This is a genomic window from Acidovorax benzenivorans (genome assembly GCF_028680575.1).
Taxonomy (GTDB): domain Bacteria; phylum Pseudomonadota; class Gammaproteobacteria; order Burkholderiales; family Burkholderiaceae_C; genus Acidovorax; species Acidovorax benzenivorans.
Map to the genome: position 1 here is coordinate 67323 of NZ_JAPCKI010000014.1, position 18962 is coordinate 86284.

Here is an 18962-nt window from a genome sequence, read left to right on the forward strand (position 1 = left end):
CATGAACATCGAATCGGGTTTTTCGCAGGTCGCGCAGTCGTTGCTCTGGCCCGTGCTGGTGCTGGTGGGGCTGGCGTTTGTCTACGCGCTGTGGACTGGCGGTGCCACGCTCATGGAAGCCTGGCAGCGCTGGCGCCAGCCGCAGTACCGCTCGCTGCGCGTGGCTCCGGGTTTGTCGATGGAAGAGCTGGAGCTGCAACTGGTGCGCCAGGTGGAGCCCGTGCGCCTGCTCAGCCGCCTGTCGCCCATGCTGGGGCTGATCGCCACGATGATTCCGCTGGGTCCCGCGCTGCAAAGCGTGGCGGCGGGCAACGGCCAGCAGGCGCTGGCGGTGTTCAGCGGCGCCTTTGCGGGCGTGGTGCTGGCGCTGGCGGCTGCGTCGGTGGGGCTGGTGGTGTACTCGGTGCGCCGCCGCTGGCTGCTGGCCGAACTGCTGGTGGTGCGCAAGGAGCGCGGGGTGGCGCAATGACTTTGAAGCACCTGAATGTGCTGGCCGAGGACGACGACGACCCGATGCTGTCGGCCGTGAACCTGGTGGACGTGTTCCTGGTGCTCGTGGTGGCGCTGCTCACGGCCGTGGCCGTGCAGACCCAGACCAGCGCCAACGAGAGCGTCACCATCATCCGCAACCCCGGCCAGCCCGACATGGAAGTGGTCGTGCGCGAGCAGGGCAAGGAAGTGCGCTTCAAGGGTGCTGGCAGTGCCGCGCAAGGGCAGGGCGTGCGCGCGGGCGTGGCCTACAAGCTCGAAGACGGCAACATCGTCTACATCCCTGAAACGGGCGCGGCCCCTGCCAGTGCCTCGGCTGGTGGCGCGGGTGGCACCGTCACGCCGGTACCCATCAAGCCATGAAGGCGCTGATCCTGCGCGCGGCGCTGTGCTGCCTGCTGCTGGCTGCGCCGCTGGTGCATGCCGTACAGGCGGGCAAGGCCCAGGGCGCAGAGGGTTCCAACAAGACCGCGCCCGTGCTGCTGTGGCTCACCTCCGACATCACCACGGCCCCACGCACGGCCATGGTGCAGCGCCTGGCCACCGAGGCGGGCCTGGGCTTTGCGCACATCGACTACCCGCTCGCGGGCCCAGCGGTGCTCGACGCAGCGCAGGCTCAGAAGCTGGAGCGCGCGCTGGCGGGCGCTGCGCTGGTGTGGGTGGATGCGCCGCATGCCAGCGTAGAGGCGCGTTTGCGCCGCATGGCGGGGGCGCAGCTTGATGCCCGCGCGACACGTGTACCCGGCCGCGTGGTGTGGGTGCCTGCGGGCGCCCCGGTGGCCGATGGGTCTAAAAATATCGCGGCGCTGGATGTCCCTGCCCGCATGGTGGCCTATCTGCAAGCCGGTGGCCCGCGCAACCTGAAGAGCGCCATTGCCCTGGCACAGGCCACGGTACGAGGCACGGCCATGCCCGACTTGCCCGCGCCCGACATCCTGCCCCCCCGGGGCATCTACCACCCCGACGCGCCCCGCCTGCTGCCCCACGCCGCAGCGCTGGAGGCCTGGCGCCAAGGCCAGCCCGCGCTGCGGGGCCTGCCCGCCGTGGCCGTGCTGGTGCACCGCCACCATTTTGTCGATGGCAGCACCGAATGGCTCGATGCCTGGCTGCGCACCTTCCGCCAGCAAGGCCTGTTCGCCTATGCGGCCTTTGGCCAGCAGGTCACGGCGCAAACGCTGGCCGAGGTGCTGGAGCTGCCGCCCGAGAGCGGCACCGGCCCCGGCCGCCTGCATGCCTCTGCTCTCGTGCTGCACCAGCTCGTGCCCCAGGCCGCTGCGCTGCAGCCGCTGCTGGTCCGCTGGGGCGTGCCGCTGCTGGGCACACAGCCTTACCGCGCCGGTGATGCGGTCGCCTGGGAGGCCAGCGACACGGGGTTGTCGCTGTCCGACGTGCCGTTCTATCTGGCGCAGCCCGAAGCCGCTGGCGCCATCGACCCGGTGCTGGTGGCCGCCCACGGTGCGGAGGGCAAGGACTTTCGCCTCATCGAGCGCCAGGCCCAGGCCGTGGCGGCCAAGGCGCGGCGGCTGATCACACTGCAAACCAAACCCGCCGCCGACAAGCGCCTGGTGGCCATGGTCTACAACTACCCGCCGGGCGGCACCAATTTCGGCGCCTCGTTCCTCAACGTGCCGCGCAGCCTGGAGCAGGTGTCCGGCGGCCTGGCGCAGGCGGGCTACCGCACGCAGCAGGTGCCCGAGCAGGGCTGGATCGACGGGCTCAAGCCGCTGCTGGCCGCCTACTACCCCGGCGCCGATGTGCGCGCGCTGCTGCAAAGCGGGCAGGCCGCCGCGCTGCCGCTGGCGCGCTACGAGCAGCACCTGGCCACGCTGCCCAAGGCCGTGCGCGAGCGCATGAACGCGCACTGGGGCACTCCCGAAAAGAGCCGCTACGTGGTCGAGTGGCAGGGCGAAAAAGTGTTCGCCATCCCGCGCCTGCAGGTGGGCAATTTGTCCGTGCTGCCCCAGCCCCCGCGCGAGGAAACCCTGCGCCTGGGCCAGAACCCGTTCATGCACAAGTCCAAGGCGCCGCTGTCGCACCATTACCTGGCCGTGTACCTGTGGGCGCAGCTGGAGGCCGACGCGCTCATCCACTTCGGCACCCATGGCACGCAGGAATGGGCCGGTGGCAAGGCGCGTGCGCTCGATGTGCACGACGACGCGCTGCTGCCGCTGGGCGACCTGCCGGTGGTCTACCCCTACATCGTGGACAACCTGGGCGAGGCCCTCACGGCCAAGCGCCGGGGCCGCGCCGTGCTGGTGAGCCACCGCACGCCCGTGTTCGCCCCGGCGGGCTTCGAGGCACGCATGGCCCACATGCACGAGGTGATGCACGAGTGGGAAACTGTGGACGAAGGCCCCACGCGCCGCGCGCTCGAAAAGCAATTGGTCGCGCAGTTTGTGGAGCACCAGCTACACCGTGACCTGGGCTGGAGCGCTGACCGCATCGCGGCCGACTTTAGCGGCTTCCTCGAAATCCTGCACCCCTACCTGGACCAGCTCGCGCAAAGCTCGCAGCCCAAGGGCTTGGCCGTGTTCGGCCGCGTGCCTGCGCCGGAGCAGCGGCGCGAGACCATCCTGCAGGCGCTGCGCAAGCCGCTGATCGAGGCGCTGGGCGAAGACATCGACGAAGCCTTCCTCATCAAACACGACGCGGTGCTGGCCGCGCGCCCTGCGCGCTGGCTGGAAGTGGCATTGAAGGATGCGCAGGCCGCCAGCGTGCTGGACCTGCGCCCCGTGCTGCCAGCGCAAGCTGCAACACCGGGTGCGACGGGTGCATCCGATGTGGTGCGCGCCGAAGACCATGTGCCCAACCGCGCCGCACGCAAGCCCATCGACACGCCCGCGCTGCTGCAGCTCGCACAACGAGCGCAAGAGCTGGAGCGCCTGCTCGCCACCGAGGGCGAGCTGCCCGGCCTGCTGGCTGCGCTGGAAGGGCGCTACCTGCCTGCTGCCTACGGGGGCGACCCCATCCGCAACCCCGAGAGCCTGCCCACGGGCCGCAACCTTACGGGGCTGGACCCGAGCCGCCTGCCCACACGCCAGGCCTATGCCGTGGCGCAGACGCTGTTCAACGACTGGTTCAAGGACTACCAGGCGCGCCATGGCGGCCAGGCGCCAGAGCGCATGGCGCTGTCGCTGTGGGCGGGTGAAACATTGCGCCACCAGGGCATCATGGAAGCCCAGGCCCTGGTGGCGCTGGGCATGCGCCCGGTGTGGGATGACTCGGGCCGCCCGGTGCGCGTCGAAACCATTGCCGCCGATGAGCTGAAACGCCCGCGCGTCGATGTGCTCATGAGCATCACCGGCTCGTACCGCGACCAGTTCCCCGCGCTGATGGCACTGCTGGACCGCGCGGTGGCCCAGGCCGCCACGGCAGAGCCCGGCAATGTGATCGCGCGCAATACCGAGCAGATCGGCCAGGAGCTGCGCAAGCAAGGCGTGCCCCGCGCGCAGGCCGAGCAACTGGCGCGCGTGCGCTCGTTCGGCAATGCGGTGGGCGACTATGGCACCGGCCTGTCGGACGCGGTGCAGAGCGACGGCCTGCAAACCAACGATGCGCGCCTGGGCCAGATGTTCCTAGAACGCATGAGCCAGCCTTATCTGGATGGCGAGCCGGTGACGGGGGTTGCGGGCGGCACGGCGGCGAAGGCGCTGGGAGCGCACCTGCGCCGCACCGATGCCGCCATCCTGTCGCGCAGCTCGCACCTGTATGCCATGGTCAGCTCGGACGACCCGTTCCAGTACCTGGGCGGCCTGTCGGCCGCAGCCCGTGTGGCCGGGCGCCCGCAGGGGCTGGAGTTGCATGTGGCCCAGCTGCAGGACGCTAGCGAGCCCACCACCGAAACCGCGCAGCGCGCCATTGCGCTGGAGATGCAGTCGCGCTACCTGCACCCCGGCTGGCTACAGGCGCAGAAGGCCGAGGGCTACTCGGGCACGCTGCAGGTGCTCAAGGCCGTGCAGTTTGCCTGGGGCTGGCAGGCCGTCGCGCCCGACACGGTGCGCAGCGACCATTGGCAAAGCTTTTATGACGTGCTGGTGCGCGACAAGCACCAGCTGGGCCTGCCCGATTGGCTCAAGGAACACCCGCAGGCCTATGCCCAGTCGCTGGAGCGCCTGGTGCAGGCACAGCGCCAGGGCTATTGGCAGGCCGATGCCGACACGCAAAAGCAACTCGCGCAGATGTACCAGGAGCTGACGCGCGCGGCCCCGCTGGCCGCCGAGCTGCCCAGCGTGCGCCGCTGGGTGGAGCGGGCGGCTCGTGGTGAGTCCGTAGAGCAGACCCCGCCTGCAGGCATGGCCATTGCCGCGCCGCAGTCGCCAGCCCTTGCAGCGCCACAGCTTGCGCCCCCCGCCGCTGACCTGCCCGCGCCGCCCGCCCAGGCAGAAGCACCACCCTCTGCGCCCGCCGTGCCTACCATGGGCGTGTTGCTGGAGCGGCAGCCCGAGCGCGAAGCCCTCGACACCGCCAAAGAATCCAGCCCCGTGGAGCGCATGGTGGGCATCGTGGCCCTGCTGGTCATGGCCCTGGTGGCGATGGCGGGCGCCGCGTGGCAGGCGCGCCGTCCGTCCTCGCTGTCTTCCCCGTTGCAACCGGCCGGCCTGTGATGACCGGCCTCTCTGAAAGAATCGACACCATGCAGATCGAAACCCCGCCCACCGAAAAACGCTACGAAAAGCCCGAGGGCGAACGCCGTGGCCTTGTCATCGTCAACACCGGCGATGGCAAGGGCAAGAGCACGGCCGCTTTTGGCCTGGCGCTGCGCGCGCATGGCCGGGGCAAGGCCGTGAAGATTTTCCAGTTCATGAAAGTGCCCACCGCGCGCTTTGGCGAGCACCGCATGTTCGAGCAGATCGGCCTGCCCATCGAGGGTCTGGGCGATGGCTTCAGCTGGAAGAGCAAGGACCTGGAGCACTCGGCCCAGCTCGCGCGCGACGGCTGGGAAAAGGCGCGCGCCGCCATCCTGTCGGGCGAGCATTTTCTGGTGGTGTTGGACGAGATCACTTACCCGCTGATCTATGGCTGGCTGCCGCTCGACGGCGTGTTGCAGACCCTGCGCGAGCGGCCGAAGGAGGTGCATGTGTGCCTGACGGGCCGCCGCTGCCCGCCCGAGATCATCGAGCTGGCAGACACAGTGACCGAGATGCAGCTGATCAAGCACGCGTTCAAGGCGGGCATTCCCGCGCAGCGCGGCATCGAAGACTAGTCAGGCTGCCGTGTCCGACCACTGGCTTTTGTTGCTCACACCCGCCGGGGGCTGGCCCATGGTGGCGGTGTGGATCGGCGTGCCGCTGCTGGCGCTGGCGGTGGACTGGTGGCTGGGCGAGCCGCCCGCTGCCTGGCACCCGGTGGTCTGGATGGGGCGGGCGCTGCAGTGGTGGGGTGAGCGCTTGGCGCCAGCGGTCCCTGTCGCCAGGGATTTGAAGCTTTTTTGGCTTGCGGCGCTTGTGTGGTGTGTGCTGGCAGCTATTGTTTTTATAGTGGGGTGGGCGGCGCAGCAGCTGGTACTGATGCTGCACGGCTTTGTGGCGGCGGCGTTGCTGGCACTGCTGCTCAAGCCCCTGCTGGCCTGGCGCATGTTGCACGACGAGGTGCTGGCGGTGGAGGTGGCGCTGGGCCAGTCGCTGCCCGCCGGGCGTGCGCAGTTGTCGCGGCTGGTGAGTCGTGATGTGAGCGCGCTCACCGTCGTGCAGGTGCGCGAGTCCGCCATCGAATCGCTGGCCGAAAACCTCAACGACTCGGTGGTGGCGCCGCTGTTCTGGTTTGCACTGCTGGGCCTGCCTGGGGCGGCGCTGTACCGCTTTGCTAACACGGCCGATGCCATGTGGGGCTACCCCGGAATGCGCGGCGGGCGCTACTGGCAATGGGCGGGCAAATGGGCGGCGCGGGCCGACGATGTGCTGTCTTGGGTGCCCGCGCGCATCACCGCCTTGTTGATGGTTGTGGTGGCCAAGGGCTTGCCGTTGTCCACGCTGGCACGACAGGCGCGCAAGACGCCGTCGCCCAACAGCGGCTGGCCCATGGCGGCCATGGCGCTGGCGTTGAACGTGCGGCTGGCCAAGCCCGGTGTGTACACGCTGCACAGCAAGGGCCGCCGGGCCGGGCCGCTCGATACGCGGCGTGCCGCGCGCCTGGGCACGCAGGTGGTGCTGGCCATGGCGCCGGTAGCCGCCGCCCTGCAGCTAGGCGTGCTGGTGGCCTTTGCCTGGGTACACGCATGACATCTCCAGGCTCTTTTTCCTTGCCTGCATCTCTGCACGGGGGGCCAGACGCTGCGGGCATTCCGTTGTTTGATTTTTCGACCAACAGCAATGCCTGCGGGCCATGCCCCGAGGCGCTGCACGCCGTGCAGGCGGCCGACGCCACGCGCTACCCCGACCCGGCCTACACAGCCCTGCGCGAGGCCCTGGGCGCCTTCCATAGCGTATCGCCAGGGCGCATCGTGCTGGCGGCCAGTGCCAGCGAGTTCATCCACCGCATCACCGCGCTGGCCGCGCAGCAGGGCGTGGTGCAGGCGGCCGTGCCGCCGCACAGCTATGGCGACTACGCCCAGGCTGCACAAGTGCGTGGTCTGGATGTGCTGCGCAGGGGGGGCACTGCGGTGGGTTTGCAATGGGCGTGTGAGCCATCCAGCCCTTTGGGTGTGGAAGATCCCTCCGTGCGCGGGTGGCGAAAAGGCGAAGAGGGCGACGCTGCCGGTGCCTTGCGGGTGATCGACTGCGCGTATGTGCCCTTGAGGCTCGATGCCGAGTCCGCGTGGACGGGTGCACCGTCGCCGCGCCTGCCATCGGCCTGCTGGCAGCTCTGGACCCCCAACAAGGCCCTGGGGCTCACGGGTGTGCGCGCGGCGTATGCAATTTCACCGGAGGGTTGCGATGTGCAGGCGCAGGCGCTGACAGCCCTGGCACCTTCCTGGCCCGTGGGCGCCCACGGCGTGGCCTTGCTGCAGGCGTGGACGCAAGCCACCGTGCAGCAATGGCTGTTGCACAGCCTGCACACCCTGCGCGACTGGAAGGCGCGCCAGCTGGCTTTGTGCACCGACCTGGGCTGGGCCGTGCACGCAGGCAGCCTGGCCAACTATTTCTGCGCGCGGCCCGCCACAGCCACACTGCAAAGCGATCTGGCAGCGTTGCGTGCCAGCGGCATCAAGCTGCGCGATGCGACATCGTTCGGCCTCCCCGGCACCGTGCGCCTGGGTGTGCTGGCGCCCGCTGCACAAGATGCGCTGCAGGCCGCATGGCAGGCGCTGCCGGGCCGTACCATCCCGCACAGAGTTTCAACCGGTTCAGGGGAGACCTTGTGAGAACCATCACCATCAATCGCTACGTCACGCCGCTGCGTGAAGGTGGCTCCATGCCCGCCATCGTCGAGGGCGACGACCTGGGCACTTACGTGCTCAAGTTCCGTGGCGCAGGGCAGGGCGTGCGCGCGCTGCTGGCCGAGATGATCGCAGGTGGCATCGCCCGCGCGCTGGGTCTGCCCGTGCCCGAGATCGTGCTGGCCCAGCTCGACCCCGCGCTGGCGCAAACCGAGCCCGACCCCGAGATCCAGGACCTGGTGCGCGCCAGTGGCGGCCTGAACGTGGGGCTGGACTACCTGTCGGGCGCGCTCAATTTCGACCCGGCGGTGGATCGAGTGTCCGATGACTTCGCCTCGCGCCTGGTGTGGTTCGATGCCCTGGTGGGCAATGTGGACCGCACGGCGCGCAACACCAATCTGCTCATGTGGCACCGCCAGCCCTGGCTCATCGACCATGGTGCGGCGCTGACGTTTCACCATGCCTGGAACGGTGTTGTGGCCCAGCCTGACAAGCCCTTTGCGCCGATTGCCGACCATGTGCTGCTGGCCCAGGCCACGGCGCTGGTGCAGGTGGATGCCGAGCTGGCCGCACGTCTCACGCCCGATGTGGTGGGCGGCATTCTGGCCGAGGTGCCCGATGAGTTTTTGCAACTGGCCGGTGCAGACCACGAAGAAGGCCCGCTGACCGCCACCACCACCCACCGCCAGGCGTATGTGGACTATTTCTGCGAGCGCCTGGCCGCACGCGCCACCTGGGTGAATGCGTTGAAGGAGGCGGTCGATGCACGCACCTGAGGTGTACGACTACGCGATCGTGCGCGTGGTGCCTCGCGTGGAGCGCGAGGAATTCATCAACGCGGGCGTGATCCTGTCGTGCCAGCGCACCGGCTTTCTGCAGGCGGCCATCGCGCTCGACGAAACACGCCTGCTGGCTATGGACCCGCAGGCCGACATCGACACCGTGCGCCGCCACTTGGCCGCCATCGTGGCCATCTGTGCGGGCGAAGAAGGCTGTGGGCCGATTGCGCGCCTGCCGTACCGCCAACGCTTTCACTGGCTCACCGCCCGGCGCAGCGCCATCATCCAGACCTCGCCCGTGCACACCGGCCGCTGCATCGATGCGGCGGCAGCACTCGAACACATCATGGGCCGCATGGTCCGCCCACTGCCTTGACTTCCACCCCCTCTTCCCAATTGGCCCGCTGCGTGATGGTGCTGGGCACCACCAGTGGCGCGGGCAAAAGCTGGCTCACGACCGCGCTGTGCCGCTACTACAGCAACCAGGGCCTCAAGGTGGCGCCGTTCAAGGCGCAGAACATGAGCAACAACGCCCGCGTTGTTTCTGGTCCTGATGGCTGCCTGGGAGAGATCGGTTCAGCCCAGTATTTCCAGGCCCTCGCGGCCCGCGCCAAGCCCGAGGTGCGCATGAACCCCCTGCTGCTCAAGCCCGAGGCCGACACGCACAGCCAGGTGGTGCTGATGGGCCAGGTGAGTGCAGAGCTGACGGCCATGCCCTGGCGCGGCCGCAGCGAAAAGGTGTGGCCACAGATAGCGGCGGCGCTTGACACACTGCGCGCCGAGAATGACGTGGTCGTCATCGAAGGCGCGGGCTCGCCCGCCGAGATCAACCTGCACGCCAGCGACATCGTCAACATGCGCGTAGCCCGCCATGCCGATGCACGTTGCCTGCTGGTGACGGACATTGACCGGGGCGGTGCCTTTGCCCACCTGTACGGCACCTGGGCGCTGCTACCCGAGGACGAGCGCGCGCTGATCCACGGCTTTGTGCTCAACAAGTTTCGCGGCGACGCCAGCCTGCTGGCGCCTGCGCCGCAGATGCTGCATCAGCAGACCGGCGTTCCCACCGTGGCCACGATCCCCATGCAATGGCGCCACGGTCTGCCCGAAGAAGATGGTGTGTTCGATGACCGCACCTTGTCCGCAGGTGCCGTGCACACCACGGTGGCCGTGGTGGCCTACCCGCGCATCAGCAACCTGGACGAGTTCCAGCCGCTCAAGAACGTGCCCGGCGTGCGCCTGCTGTGGGCGCGCAGTCCGGCCGACCTGGCAGGCCTTAAGCCCACCGACTGGGTGGTGCTGCCCGGCTCCAAGTCCACCGCCGCCGACCTGGCCTGGCTGCGCGCGCAAGGGCTGGACCAGGCCATTGCTCACCACGCTGGGCAGGGTGGCACCGTGCTGGGCGTGTGCGGCGGGTTGCAGATGCTGGGCGAGGCGCTGATCGACACGGCGGGCATCGATGGCAATGCTCCGGGCCTGGGCCTGTTGCCTTTGGTCACCACCTTCGATGTTGCCAAAACCGTGCAACGCACACAGACGCAGTTTGGCGCGGTGTTGGGCGCCTGGGCTACGCTGGCTGGTGTACCGGCTACGGGCTACGAAATCCACCACGGCCAGACGGCCCAGCACCCGGCCATGGCCGCCAAGGGCGATGTGGCGCGCGAGGTTATCCCGGGCATTGCGTGGCAGAACCCGGCGGGCAACGTGTTGGGCGTGTACCTGCACGGTCTGTTCGAGGATGCCGCCGTGCTGCACGCGCTGTTTGGGGCCCAGGTGCCTACGCTGGACAGCGTGTTTGACGGCCTGGCGGGTTTTCTGGGCACCAGCTTCACACCAGGCGTGCTGGATGCGCTGGTGGCGCGGTAGGAAACCGGCTACCGTGGTACGCCGCAGACCCTCACACCCGTTCGCAGTGGCAGGCGAGGGTGGTGTACGGAAAGCGCACGGTGTCTTGTCCGCGCAGCGCGGGGTGCCGGGCTATCAAAGCCTCGATTTGCGCGCGCACCTGGGCCCGTTCGGCATCGGGCAGGGCGGCGATAAAGCTCACCGACATGAAGCGGTCCACGATGACCTGCTGTGGCGGCCCCACATGTTCGTGCGGCAGCCGGGTCTCGGCCAATGGACTGAAGCCGGGGTGCGGAAAGGGCTTGCGCCAGTCGCCTTTGTAGAAGCGCGGGGCATCGCCTTCATAGGGTGTGATGATGGCCGTGAGCTCGGCCACCCAGTCCACCGATTCATCGCGCACGTTCCACACCAGGCCCAGCTTGCCACCCGGGCGCAGCACGCGGTGGAACTCGTCCAGCGCCTCGTTGGTGGCAAACCAGTGGAAGGCCTGCGCACAGACCACGGCATCGAGTGTGCCGGGCGGCAGCGGGATGGCCTGCGCCGTGCCCGCCACGGCACGCACCGTGGGCAGTTGCAACGCTTCGATCTTGGCGCGCATGGCGTCCACGGGCTCCACGCCCACCACCGTGGCCCCGGTGGTTGCCAGCAGCGCGGTGAACTTGCCGGTGCCCGCGCCCACATCCGCCACCTGGCGGCCGAGGCCCAGGCCCAAGGTCTGCGCCAGCCAGGCCGACAGCGCCGCCGGGTAGTCCGGCCTGCCGCGCGCATAGGCCTGTGCTTCTTTTTCAAAACCCTGCTGTGCCGCTTTGTGCACGGCGTTCTTTGTGTTCTCCATCACCATGACATCACCTTTCGTACTTCCATCCGTTGCTGACCTGCATGATGCCGCGTTGGCCAGCCGCCTGCAGCACATCATTGACCACAAGACCAAGCCCCTGGGTTCGCTGGGCCTGTTGGAGCGCCTGGCGCTGCGCCTGGGTGTGATCCTGGGCACAGAAGCCCCCGTGCTGAACGCCCCCCAGATGCTGGTGTGTGCGGGAGACCATGGCCTGGCCGCGCGGGGTGTCTCGGCGTTTCCGAGTGATGTGACCTGGCAGATGGTAGAGAACTTTCTGGCCGGCGGCGCAGCCGTGAGTGTGCTCGCGCGCCAGCATGGCCTGGGCCTCACGGTGGTGGACTGCGGTGTGGCCAAGCCCATCGCGGCGCGCGACGCCGCGCCCGGTCAGCCACGCCTGTTGCTGCGCAAGGTGGCGCCTGGCACGCAGGATGCGTCGGTCGGCCCGGCGATGAGTGTGGAGCAATGTGCACAGGCGCTGGCCAACGGTGTAGAGGTGGTGCGTGGGCTGCCGGGCAACGCGCTTTTGCTGGGCGAGATGGGGATTGCCAACACCTCGGTGGCATCGCTGCTGCTGGCGCGCCTGGCGGGCCTGCCGCTGGCCGAGGTGACGGGCGCGGGCACGGGGCTGGATGCTGCGGGCATCGAGCGCAAACGCGCCGTGCTGCAGCAGGCGCTGGATGCCAACGCCAGTGCCACCAACCCGCTGGATGCTCTGGCTGCCTTGGGCGGCTACGAGGTCGCCACCCTGGTGGGGGCGGTGCTGCAGGCAGCGGCCGAGCGGCGCGTGATTGTGGTGGATGGCTTCATCACCAGCGCTGCCGTGCTGGTGGCCAGCCGCATTGCACCGCATGTGCTGCAGCGCTGCGTGTTCGCCCACCGTTCGGGCGAACGGGGCCACAGCCTGATGCTGGCGCAGATGCAGGCCGAACCCCTGCTGGACCTGGGCCTGCGCTTGGGCGAGGGGTCGGGCGCGGCGCTGGCTTGGCCGTTGCTGCAGTCCGCCTGCTTGGTGCTGGCAGAGATGGCGAGTTTTGAATCGGCCGGTGTGGCCACTCAGACGGCCTGAACTGCAGGTCTTTGGCTCTCAGCCCACCATGGTCCGGTTGCGGCCTTCTGCCTTGGCTCGGTACAGCGCGGCGTCGGCGCGGGACAGCATGGCGTCCAGTGTCTCGTGCGACCCGGACCAGCTGGTCAGCCCGATGCTCACCTCGCAGTCGAGCGGGTGGCCTGCGGCCAGCGTGGCGTGGATGCGCTGGGCCACGACCTGGGCGGCTTGCGCATCGGCGCCGGGTAGCAGCACCAGAAACTCCTCGCCCCCGTAGCGGCCCAGGCGATCTGCGCGGCGCAGCACCTGACGGGTGCGCTCGGCAAAGTGCACCAGCACCGCATCGCCATGCTGGTGGCCGCGTGTGTCGTTCACCGCCTTGAAGTTGTCCAGGTCCACCATCATGATGGACGGCCCGTTGCCGTAGCGCTGTGCGCGCTCCAGTTCGTCTTCGCAGCGCTGCAGCAACGCGCGGCGGTTGAGGGTCTGGGTCAGCGAGTCATAGGTGGCCAGGTGTTCCAGCTCGGTGCGCAAGCGGTCCGTGGCCATCAGCACCGCGCCAATCGACAGCATCAACACAGTGAGTACGTAGGCGCCGATGTACAGGGTCTGGAGCAGCGATGCCTCCATCAGGTCGCTGCCCGCGTGCCCGGACGGGATGGAGCCCAGGCGCATGGCCAGCACCAGCATGTGCAGCCCCAGCACCACCTCCACCAGCCGCACCGGAAAATTGCGGCCACCGTGGCGCAGCATGAAGTGCAGTTGTATGGCGTACAGCACCCCCATCACCATGGTGAAGAAACCCACCCGCATGGCGTAGTTGGGCCACCAGTAGGTCAGCCAGATAAACACGACCGTGGTGCCAACCATCACCCAGTTCCAGGTGCGCCACGTGGCGGGCTGGCCCATGAACTGCCGGGTGCCCATGTAATAGGTGACCGAGCCCAGCACCAGCAGCTGGTTGGCCAGCACCAGGCCAAGCCAGTCGGGGATGACGCCGCGTGCGCCAAACAACACGGTGGAGACGAGCCAGAGTAGCGGCGCCGCTGCCCAGCCACCCACGCCCCGGATGCTGGCCGGGTAATGCCGCCGCATGAACAGCAGCACCATGGCCATCACGGCGGACATGAAGCCCGCGAGGGCAATCATGGAGCGCGGGTCGAGGTTCGTCATTCGGAGGGCAAGAGGGAGGGGCAGCGCTTGCGTAAAAAATTGTTTCAGCAGCGTAGGCCAGTATAGCCAGGCCCTGCATCGCATTGCAGCGTTTGCGCTGTTTCGGTGCGTGTTGCGCCCGAGGTGGAGCCAGGAGCCGCGCAGGCACTCGCCGGGTTGGGGCGGGGGTACGCGCCGTGTTGGTGCACTTTGTATGCAAAGTGCATAAAACATTGTGTACAAAGTTGGCATAGGCCTTGCGTAGGGCATACCCCATGCAAAGCCCCCTCTCAGCGCCCACCCCTGCCGCCATTGAAATCGTGGCGTTGACCAAACGCTACGCCCAGGGCAAACCGGCGGTCGATGCCATCAACCTGCGCATCGCCAGCGGTAGTTACTGCTGCCTGCTGGGCCCCTCGGGCTGCGGCAAGAGCACCACCTTGCGCATGATTGCGGGGCACGAGTCAGTCACCAGCGGCGACATCCTGCTGGAGAACCGCAACATCACCGACCTGCCCGCTGCCGCACGCGGCACGGCCATGATGTTCCAGAGCTTTGCGCTGTTTCCGCACCTGTCGGCGCTGGACAATGTGGCCTTCAGCCTGAAGATGAAGGGCGTGGCCAAGGCCGAGCGGCAGGCCAAGGCGCGTGATCTGCTGGAGCGTGTGGCCCTGGGCCACCTGGCTGAGCGCAAGCCCGCAGAACTCTCGGGCGGGCAGCAGCAGCGTGTGGCGCTGGCGCGCGCGCTCATCACTCAGCCGCGCGTGCTGCTGCTGGATGAACCCTTGTCGGCGCTGGACCCTTTCCTTCGCATCCAGATGCGCGCCGAGCTGCGCCGCTGGCAGAAGGAACTGGGCCTGACGTTCATCCATGTGACCCACAGCCAGGAAGAAGCCATGGCCCTGGCCGACACCATGGTGGTGATGAACCACGGCGTGATCGAGCAGGTGGGCTCGCCCCACGAGGTCTACAACCGGCCCGCCAGCGAATTCGTGGCCCGCTTTATGGGTGGCCACAACGTGATCGACACGCCCGAAGGCAAGGTGGGTGTGCGCACCGATCACCTGCAGATCGCCCCCGCCCACGCCGAGCTGCCCTGGGGCGCCCAGCGCATGCAGGCCGTGGTGACCGATGTGGAGTACCAGGGCACCTACGTGCTGCTGGGCCTGCAAAAGCAGGGCGTGGCCCTGTCGGCCAACGCCACGGCGGCCTATTCGGTGATGGTGTCTGAGGCCGCGTTTGCCGCGCTGCCCTACCAAGTGGGGCAGGGCGTGCAACTGCACTGGACGCCCGACCAGGCGCATCCGCTCTCTGTGCCTGCTCCTGCCATGGCTCAAGCCGCCTGATCACTTCGCTACGCCTTCTCTTTTTCACCCATCCCCTTCCGCAACCCAAGGAGTTTTCCCATGTCCGATGCTTCCCGTGCTGATTCCCCTGTTGTTGTCTCCGATGCCACTGGCGTTGTCCGTGAAGCCACTGGTGTGGCTCGCCGCTCGCTGCTCAAGGGCACGGCGGGCATCCTGGCCGCTGGCATGTTCCCGGCCGTGCACTCGCAGGAAAAGATCGTGCTGCGCTACCTGGGCACGGCGGTGAACCAGGACAAGGCCATTGCCGAGAAGTTCAAGGCCGACACCGGCATCGAGATCCAGTACGTGGCCGTGACCACGGACGACGTGACCAAGCGCGCCGTCACCGCGCCCAACAGCTTCGATTTGATCGACACCGAATACTTCTCGCTCAAGAAGATCGTGCCCACCGGCAACCTCAAGGGCATCGATACCAAGAAGATCAAGAACGCCGACAAGATCACCACGCTGTTCACCACCGGTATGGTCGCTGGCAAGGCCGTGGGCGACCAGGGCACGGCGCCCAAGAAGGTGATCTACCTGGAGGGCGAGAAGTCCAAGAAGTTCGCGACCGCACCCACGCAGTTCATGAGCCTGATCCCCACCGTGTACAACGCCGACACGCTGGGCATCCGCCCCGATTTGATCAAGCGCCCCATCAACTCCTGGGCCGAGCTGCTCAACCCCGAGTTCAAGGGCAAGACCGCGATCCTGAACATCCCCAGCATCGGCATCATGGACGCCGCCATGGTGGTCGAGGCCATGGGCATCTACAAGTACCCCGACAAGGGCAACATGACCAAGAAGGAGATTGATCTCACGATCAAGACCCTGATCGAGGCCAAGAAGCAGGGCCAGTTTCGCGCGCTGTGGAAGGACTTCAACGAGTCGGTGAACCTGATGGCATCGGGCGAGGTGGTGATCCAGTCGATGTGGAGCCCGGCTGTGACGGCCGTGCGCACCAAGGGCATCGCCTGCAACTTCCAGCCGCTCAAGGAAGGCTACCGTGCCTGGGCTGCGGGCTTTGGCCTGCCCGCCACGCTGAGCGGCCGCAAGCTCGATGGCGCGTACGAGTTCATCAACTGGTTCCTGGATGGCTGGGCCGGTGCTTACCTCAACCGCCAGGGCTACTACAGCGCCGTGCTGGAGACCGCCAAGTCAAAGATGGAAGCCTACGAGTGGGCCTACTGGATGGAAGGCAAGCCCGCCACGCAAGACATCAAGAGCCCCAATGGCGACGTGCTGGCCAAGGCCGGTGCAGTGCGCGATGGCGGCAGTTATGAGTCGCGCATGGGCGGTATTGCCTGCTGGAACGCGTTGATGGACGAGAACAACTACATGGTCCAAAAATGGAATGAATTCGTGGCGGCGTAAGGAGTGCACCCCCTGAGGCGCTGCGCGCCTTCACCCCTCTCTCAAACCGCTGCGCGGTTCGGGAGGGGGACGCTCCCGGTGCGGCGGGGCGGCCCTTGCACGGGGGCACTGGCCTTTGGCCGCGCCAGTTTCAAGGATTGAGACGAAACGCCGAGCTGCGGATATCTGATACCGATTGTTTGCAAACACCATGAGTACAACCCACACACCGACCTTGCCTGCTGCTGCCGTCCCCGGCCGCAGCATTGCCGCCTGGTGGCAGGCTGCGCCGTTCACGCTGGTGTTCGCGCTGTTTTTCCTGATTCCGCTGGCGCTGATCGTGATGGTCAGCTTCTGGGACTTCAACGAGTACGAGCTGTTGCCGGGCTTCACGCTCAAGAACTACGTGTCGATCTTCGCGGGCTGTGGTGATGCGTCAGAGGGGTTGTGCGTCACGCTCAAGACCTACTACTCCACGCTCAAGTTTAGTTTTTTGGTGTGGCTGATCACGCTGGTGATCGGCTTCACCGTGGCCTATTTTTTGGCCTTTCATGTGCGCTCTTCGGGCATACAGACGCTGCTGTTCGTGCTGTGCACCATTCCGTTCTGGACGTCGAACGTCATCCGCATGATCTCGTGGGTGCCGCTGTTGGGGCGCAACGGTTTGGTGAACCAAACCTTGGTGGGTATGAACCTCATCGAGACGCCCATTGAGTGGCTGTTGTTCTCGGACTTCTCGGTGGTGCTGGCCTTCGTGCACCTCTACACCATGTTCATGATCGTGCCCATCTTCAACAGCATGATGCGCATCGACCGCAGCCTCATTGAGGCGGCCAGCGACAGTGGCGCGAGTGGTTGGCAGACGCTGTGGAACGTGATTGTTCCGCTCTCGCGCACCGGCATCATCATTGGCTCGATTTTTGTCATCACCATCGTCATGGGTGACTTCGTGACGATTGGCGTGATGGGCGGGCAGCAGATTGCGTCCGTGGGCAAGATCATCCAGGTGCAGACGTCGTACCTGCAGTTCCCGCTGGCGGCGGCCAATGCCGTGATTTTGCTGGCCGTGGTGCTGATGGTCATCTGGGGCCTCACGCGCCTCGTCGATATCCGCAAGGAGCTGTGAGATGAAAGTCCGTGAATCTCGCCCCGCCAGCTTCTGGCTCCTGGCCATCTTTTTTGCGCTGTTCGTGCTGTTCATGTACGGGCCCATGTTCGTCATCTTCATCCTGAGCTTTCAGGGGCCGGAAGGGGGGCTCACCTTTCCGATGCGCGGTGTGTCGCTGCATTGGTTTTACAAGCTGACCGAAGGGCTGGGCGTGGTGGACATTGGTGCGGCGCTGTGGCGCTCGCTGGGCCTGGGGGTGGCGGTGATGCTGTGCACGGTGGTGCTGTCGGTGCTGGCGGGCCTGGCGTTTCGCAAGCGGCTGGCGGGCGGCAACACGCTGTTCTTCATCGTGGTGGCCAGCCTCATCATGCCGTCCATCATCGTCTCGCTGGGCATCGGACTGGAGTTCAGGCTCATCGACAACGGCATCAAGGCGGCGCTGGAGTGGCTGGGCATGGAGAGCGCGCTGGAGGGCTACGGCACGTCGCTCGGCCTGTTCACCTCGGCCCTGGGTGCGCACCTGACGTGGACGCTGCCGTTTGGCCTGCTCATCATGTTCGCGGTGTTCAACCGCTTCAACCCCGCGTATGAAGAAGCCGCACGCGACCTGGGCGCCACGCCCTGGCAGGGCTTTGCGCATGTGGTGCTGCCGCTGATCGCGCCGTCGGTCGTGGGCATTGGCATGTTCGGCTTCACGCTCAGTTGGGACGAGATCGCCCGCACCTCGCAGGCCATTGGCGATGTGAACACGCTGCCCTTGGAACTGCAGGGCCTGACCAGCACGGTGACTACGCCGTCGATCTACGCGCTGGGCACGCTGACCACGGTGGTGTCTTTCGTGGTCATGGGCATCACGCTGGCGCTGGTGTGGGCCTTAGGGCGCCGTGGCCAGGGCCGCGCGGGTTAAAAACGGCACCCTTATGACGACCACTATTCCCAGGCCCCGGCGCGCACGCGCTGCAGCCACCGAACCGCACGCTCAGCCCGAGGTCCCAGGCCAGCTCAGCGACAACGATATGTACGACCGCATGGTCTCGGCCATCCTCGACCACCGCCTGCCCCCCGGCACCAAACTGGTGGAGGACAAGCTGGCGGCGGCCTTCGGCGTGTCGCGCACACGCGTGCGGCCTGTGCTGGTGCGGCTGGCCAACGAGCAGGTCGTCACGCTCACACCCAACCGGGGCGCATCCATCGCCCAGCCCACGCCACAAGAGGCGCTGGAGGTGTTCGAGGCCCGCCGCCTGCTGGAGCCGCGCCTGGTGGCGCTGTTCATTGCCAACGCCACCGATGCCGACATTGCCGCGCTGCGCACCTGCATCGACGACGAAGAGGCCGCCCGCGCCAGCGGCGACATGCGCCGCGCCATCCGCCTGTCGGGCGATTTCCATTTGCACATCGCGCAGGCCGCAGGGCACCAGACGCTGGGCCGCATCCTGCGCGAGCTGGTCTCGCGCACCTCGCTCATCCTGATGACCTACAGCCCCAGCCATGCGCGCGAGCGCGAGGAGGCCACGGCCTGTGGTTGCCGCGAGCACCGGGCGTTGATTGATGCCATCCGCCTGCGCGACGCGCGCGAGGCCGCGCGCCTCATGTTGACGCACCTGGCACGCATCGAAACGCAGCTGGAGTTCACTCCGCCAGCCAGCGATGTGCCCGACCTTGCGCAACTGCTGGGCGCCTGAATCCCGACAC

Annotated in this window: 17 protein-coding genes; 15 read left to right on the forward strand and 2 right to left on the reverse strand. The window is 67.2% G+C overall.

The window, feature by feature from the left end; genetic code table 11:
- The first annotated feature begins 1 nt into the window (after position 1).
- Genes OIN59_RS19390 through OIN59_RS19430 form a run of 9 tightly spaced genes read left to right on the forward strand, consistent with a single transcriptional unit; the run spans position 2 to position 10449 of the window.
- Positions 2 to 469, forward strand: a complete 468-nt coding sequence (locus OIN59_RS19390; protein ID WP_274112909.1) for a hypothetical protein — start codon at positions 2 to 4, stop codon at positions 467 to 469.
- A complete protein-coding gene (locus OIN59_RS19395; protein ID WP_274112911.1) occupies positions 466 to 852 on the forward strand; it encodes a DUF2149 domain-containing protein in 387 nt (128 codons plus the stop codon). Before OIN59_RS19390 ends, OIN59_RS19395 begins: the two co-directional genes overlap by 4 nt.
- Positions 849 to 5093 (forward strand): cobaltochelatase subunit CobN, encoded by a 4245-nt coding sequence (gene cobN / locus OIN59_RS19400; protein ID WP_274112913.1) that lies wholly within the window; start codon positions 849 to 851, stop codon positions 5091 to 5093. Before OIN59_RS19395 ends, cobN begins: the two co-directional genes overlap by 4 nt.
- Positions 5094 to 5122: 29 nt before the next feature.
- Entirely contained in the window at positions 5123 to 5692 is a 570-nt protein-coding gene (gene cobO, locus OIN59_RS19405; RefSeq protein ID WP_274112915.1) for a cob(I)yrinic acid a,c-diamide adenosyltransferase, read from the forward strand.
- Between the two features lie 58 nt (positions 5693 to 5750).
- Entirely contained in the window at positions 5751 to 6707 is a 957-nt protein-coding gene (gene cbiB / locus OIN59_RS19410; RefSeq protein ID WP_274113021.1) for an adenosylcobinamide-phosphate synthase CbiB, read from the forward strand.
- Entirely contained in the window at positions 6704 to 7789 is a 1086-nt protein-coding gene (locus OIN59_RS19415; protein ID WP_274112917.1) for an aminotransferase class I/II-fold pyridoxal phosphate-dependent enzyme, read from the forward strand. The genes cbiB and OIN59_RS19415 overlap by 4 nt, the downstream gene beginning before the upstream one ends.
- A complete protein-coding gene (locus OIN59_RS19420; RefSeq protein ID WP_274112919.1) occupies positions 7786 to 8580 on the forward strand; it encodes a HipA family kinase in 795 nt (264 codons plus the stop codon). Before OIN59_RS19415 ends, OIN59_RS19420 begins: the two co-directional genes overlap by 4 nt.
- On the forward strand, positions 8567 to 8959 hold the full coding sequence (locus OIN59_RS19425; RefSeq protein ID WP_274112921.1) for a DUF3037 domain-containing protein: 393 nt from the start codon (positions 8567 to 8569) through the stop codon (positions 8957 to 8959). Before OIN59_RS19420 ends, OIN59_RS19425 begins: the two co-directional genes overlap by 14 nt.
- Before the next feature lie 35 nt (positions 8960 to 8994).
- Complete coding sequence (locus OIN59_RS19430; protein ID WP_274113023.1) at positions 8995 to 10449, forward strand: cobyric acid synthase; 1455 nt, start codon at positions 8995 to 8997, stop codon at positions 10447 to 10449.
- A gap of 31 nt (positions 10450 to 10480) precedes the next feature.
- Here the strand turns inward: OIN59_RS19430 and OIN59_RS19435 are convergent, their stop codons facing one another.
- A complete protein-coding gene (locus OIN59_RS19435; protein ID WP_274112922.1) occupies positions 10481 to 11269 on the reverse strand; it encodes a class I SAM-dependent methyltransferase in 789 nt (262 codons plus the stop codon).
- On the opposite strand from OIN59_RS19435, the gene cobT reads away from it, so the two are divergent.
- Positions 11268 to 12332 carry a nicotinate-nucleotide--dimethylbenzimidazole phosphoribosyltransferase gene (cobT, locus tag OIN59_RS19440; protein ID WP_274112924.1) on the forward strand — a complete coding sequence of 355 codons (1065 nt, stop codon included), beginning with the start codon at positions 11268 to 11270 and terminating at the stop codon, positions 12330 to 12332. The genes OIN59_RS19435 and cobT overlap by 2 nt on opposite strands.
- Positions 12333 to 12350: 18 nt before the next feature.
- Here cobT and OIN59_RS19445 read toward each other — a convergent pair whose 3' ends face one another.
- Entirely contained in the window at positions 12351 to 13484 is a 1134-nt protein-coding gene (locus OIN59_RS19445) for a GGDEF domain-containing protein (protein ID WP_274112926.1), read from the reverse strand.
- 254 nt (positions 13485 to 13738) lie between these two features.
- On the opposite strand from OIN59_RS19445, the gene OIN59_RS19450 reads away from it, so the two are divergent.
- The 5 genes from OIN59_RS19450 to OIN59_RS19470 all read left to right on the forward strand — a co-directional run bounded on the left by OIN59_RS19450 (position 13739) and on the right by OIN59_RS19470 (position 18952).
- Entirely contained in the window at positions 13739 to 14809 is a 1071-nt protein-coding gene (locus tag OIN59_RS19450; RefSeq protein ID WP_274112928.1) for an ABC transporter ATP-binding protein, read from the forward strand.
- A 60-nt stretch (positions 14810 to 14869) separates the two neighbouring features.
- Positions 14870 to 16183, forward strand: coding sequence for an ABC transporter substrate-binding protein (locus tag OIN59_RS19455; RefSeq protein ID WP_274112930.1), 1314 nt, complete (start codon positions 14870 to 14872; stop codon positions 16181 to 16183).
- 190 nt (positions 16184 to 16373) lie between these two features.
- Complete coding sequence (locus tag OIN59_RS19460) at positions 16374 to 17288, forward strand: ABC transporter permease (protein ID WP_274112932.1); 915 nt, start codon at positions 16374 to 16376, stop codon at positions 17286 to 17288.
- Between the two features lies 1 nt (position 17289).
- Positions 17290 to 18177 carry an ABC transporter permease gene (locus OIN59_RS19465; protein WP_274112934.1) on the forward strand — a complete coding sequence of 296 codons (888 nt, stop codon included), beginning with the start codon at positions 17290 to 17292 and terminating at the stop codon, positions 18175 to 18177.
- A 13-nt stretch (positions 18178 to 18190) separates the two neighbouring features.
- Positions 18191 to 18952 (forward strand): GntR family transcriptional regulator, encoded by a 762-nt coding sequence (locus OIN59_RS19470; protein WP_274112936.1) that lies wholly within the window; start codon positions 18191 to 18193, stop codon positions 18950 to 18952.
- Positions 18953 to 18962 lie beyond the last annotated feature (10 nt).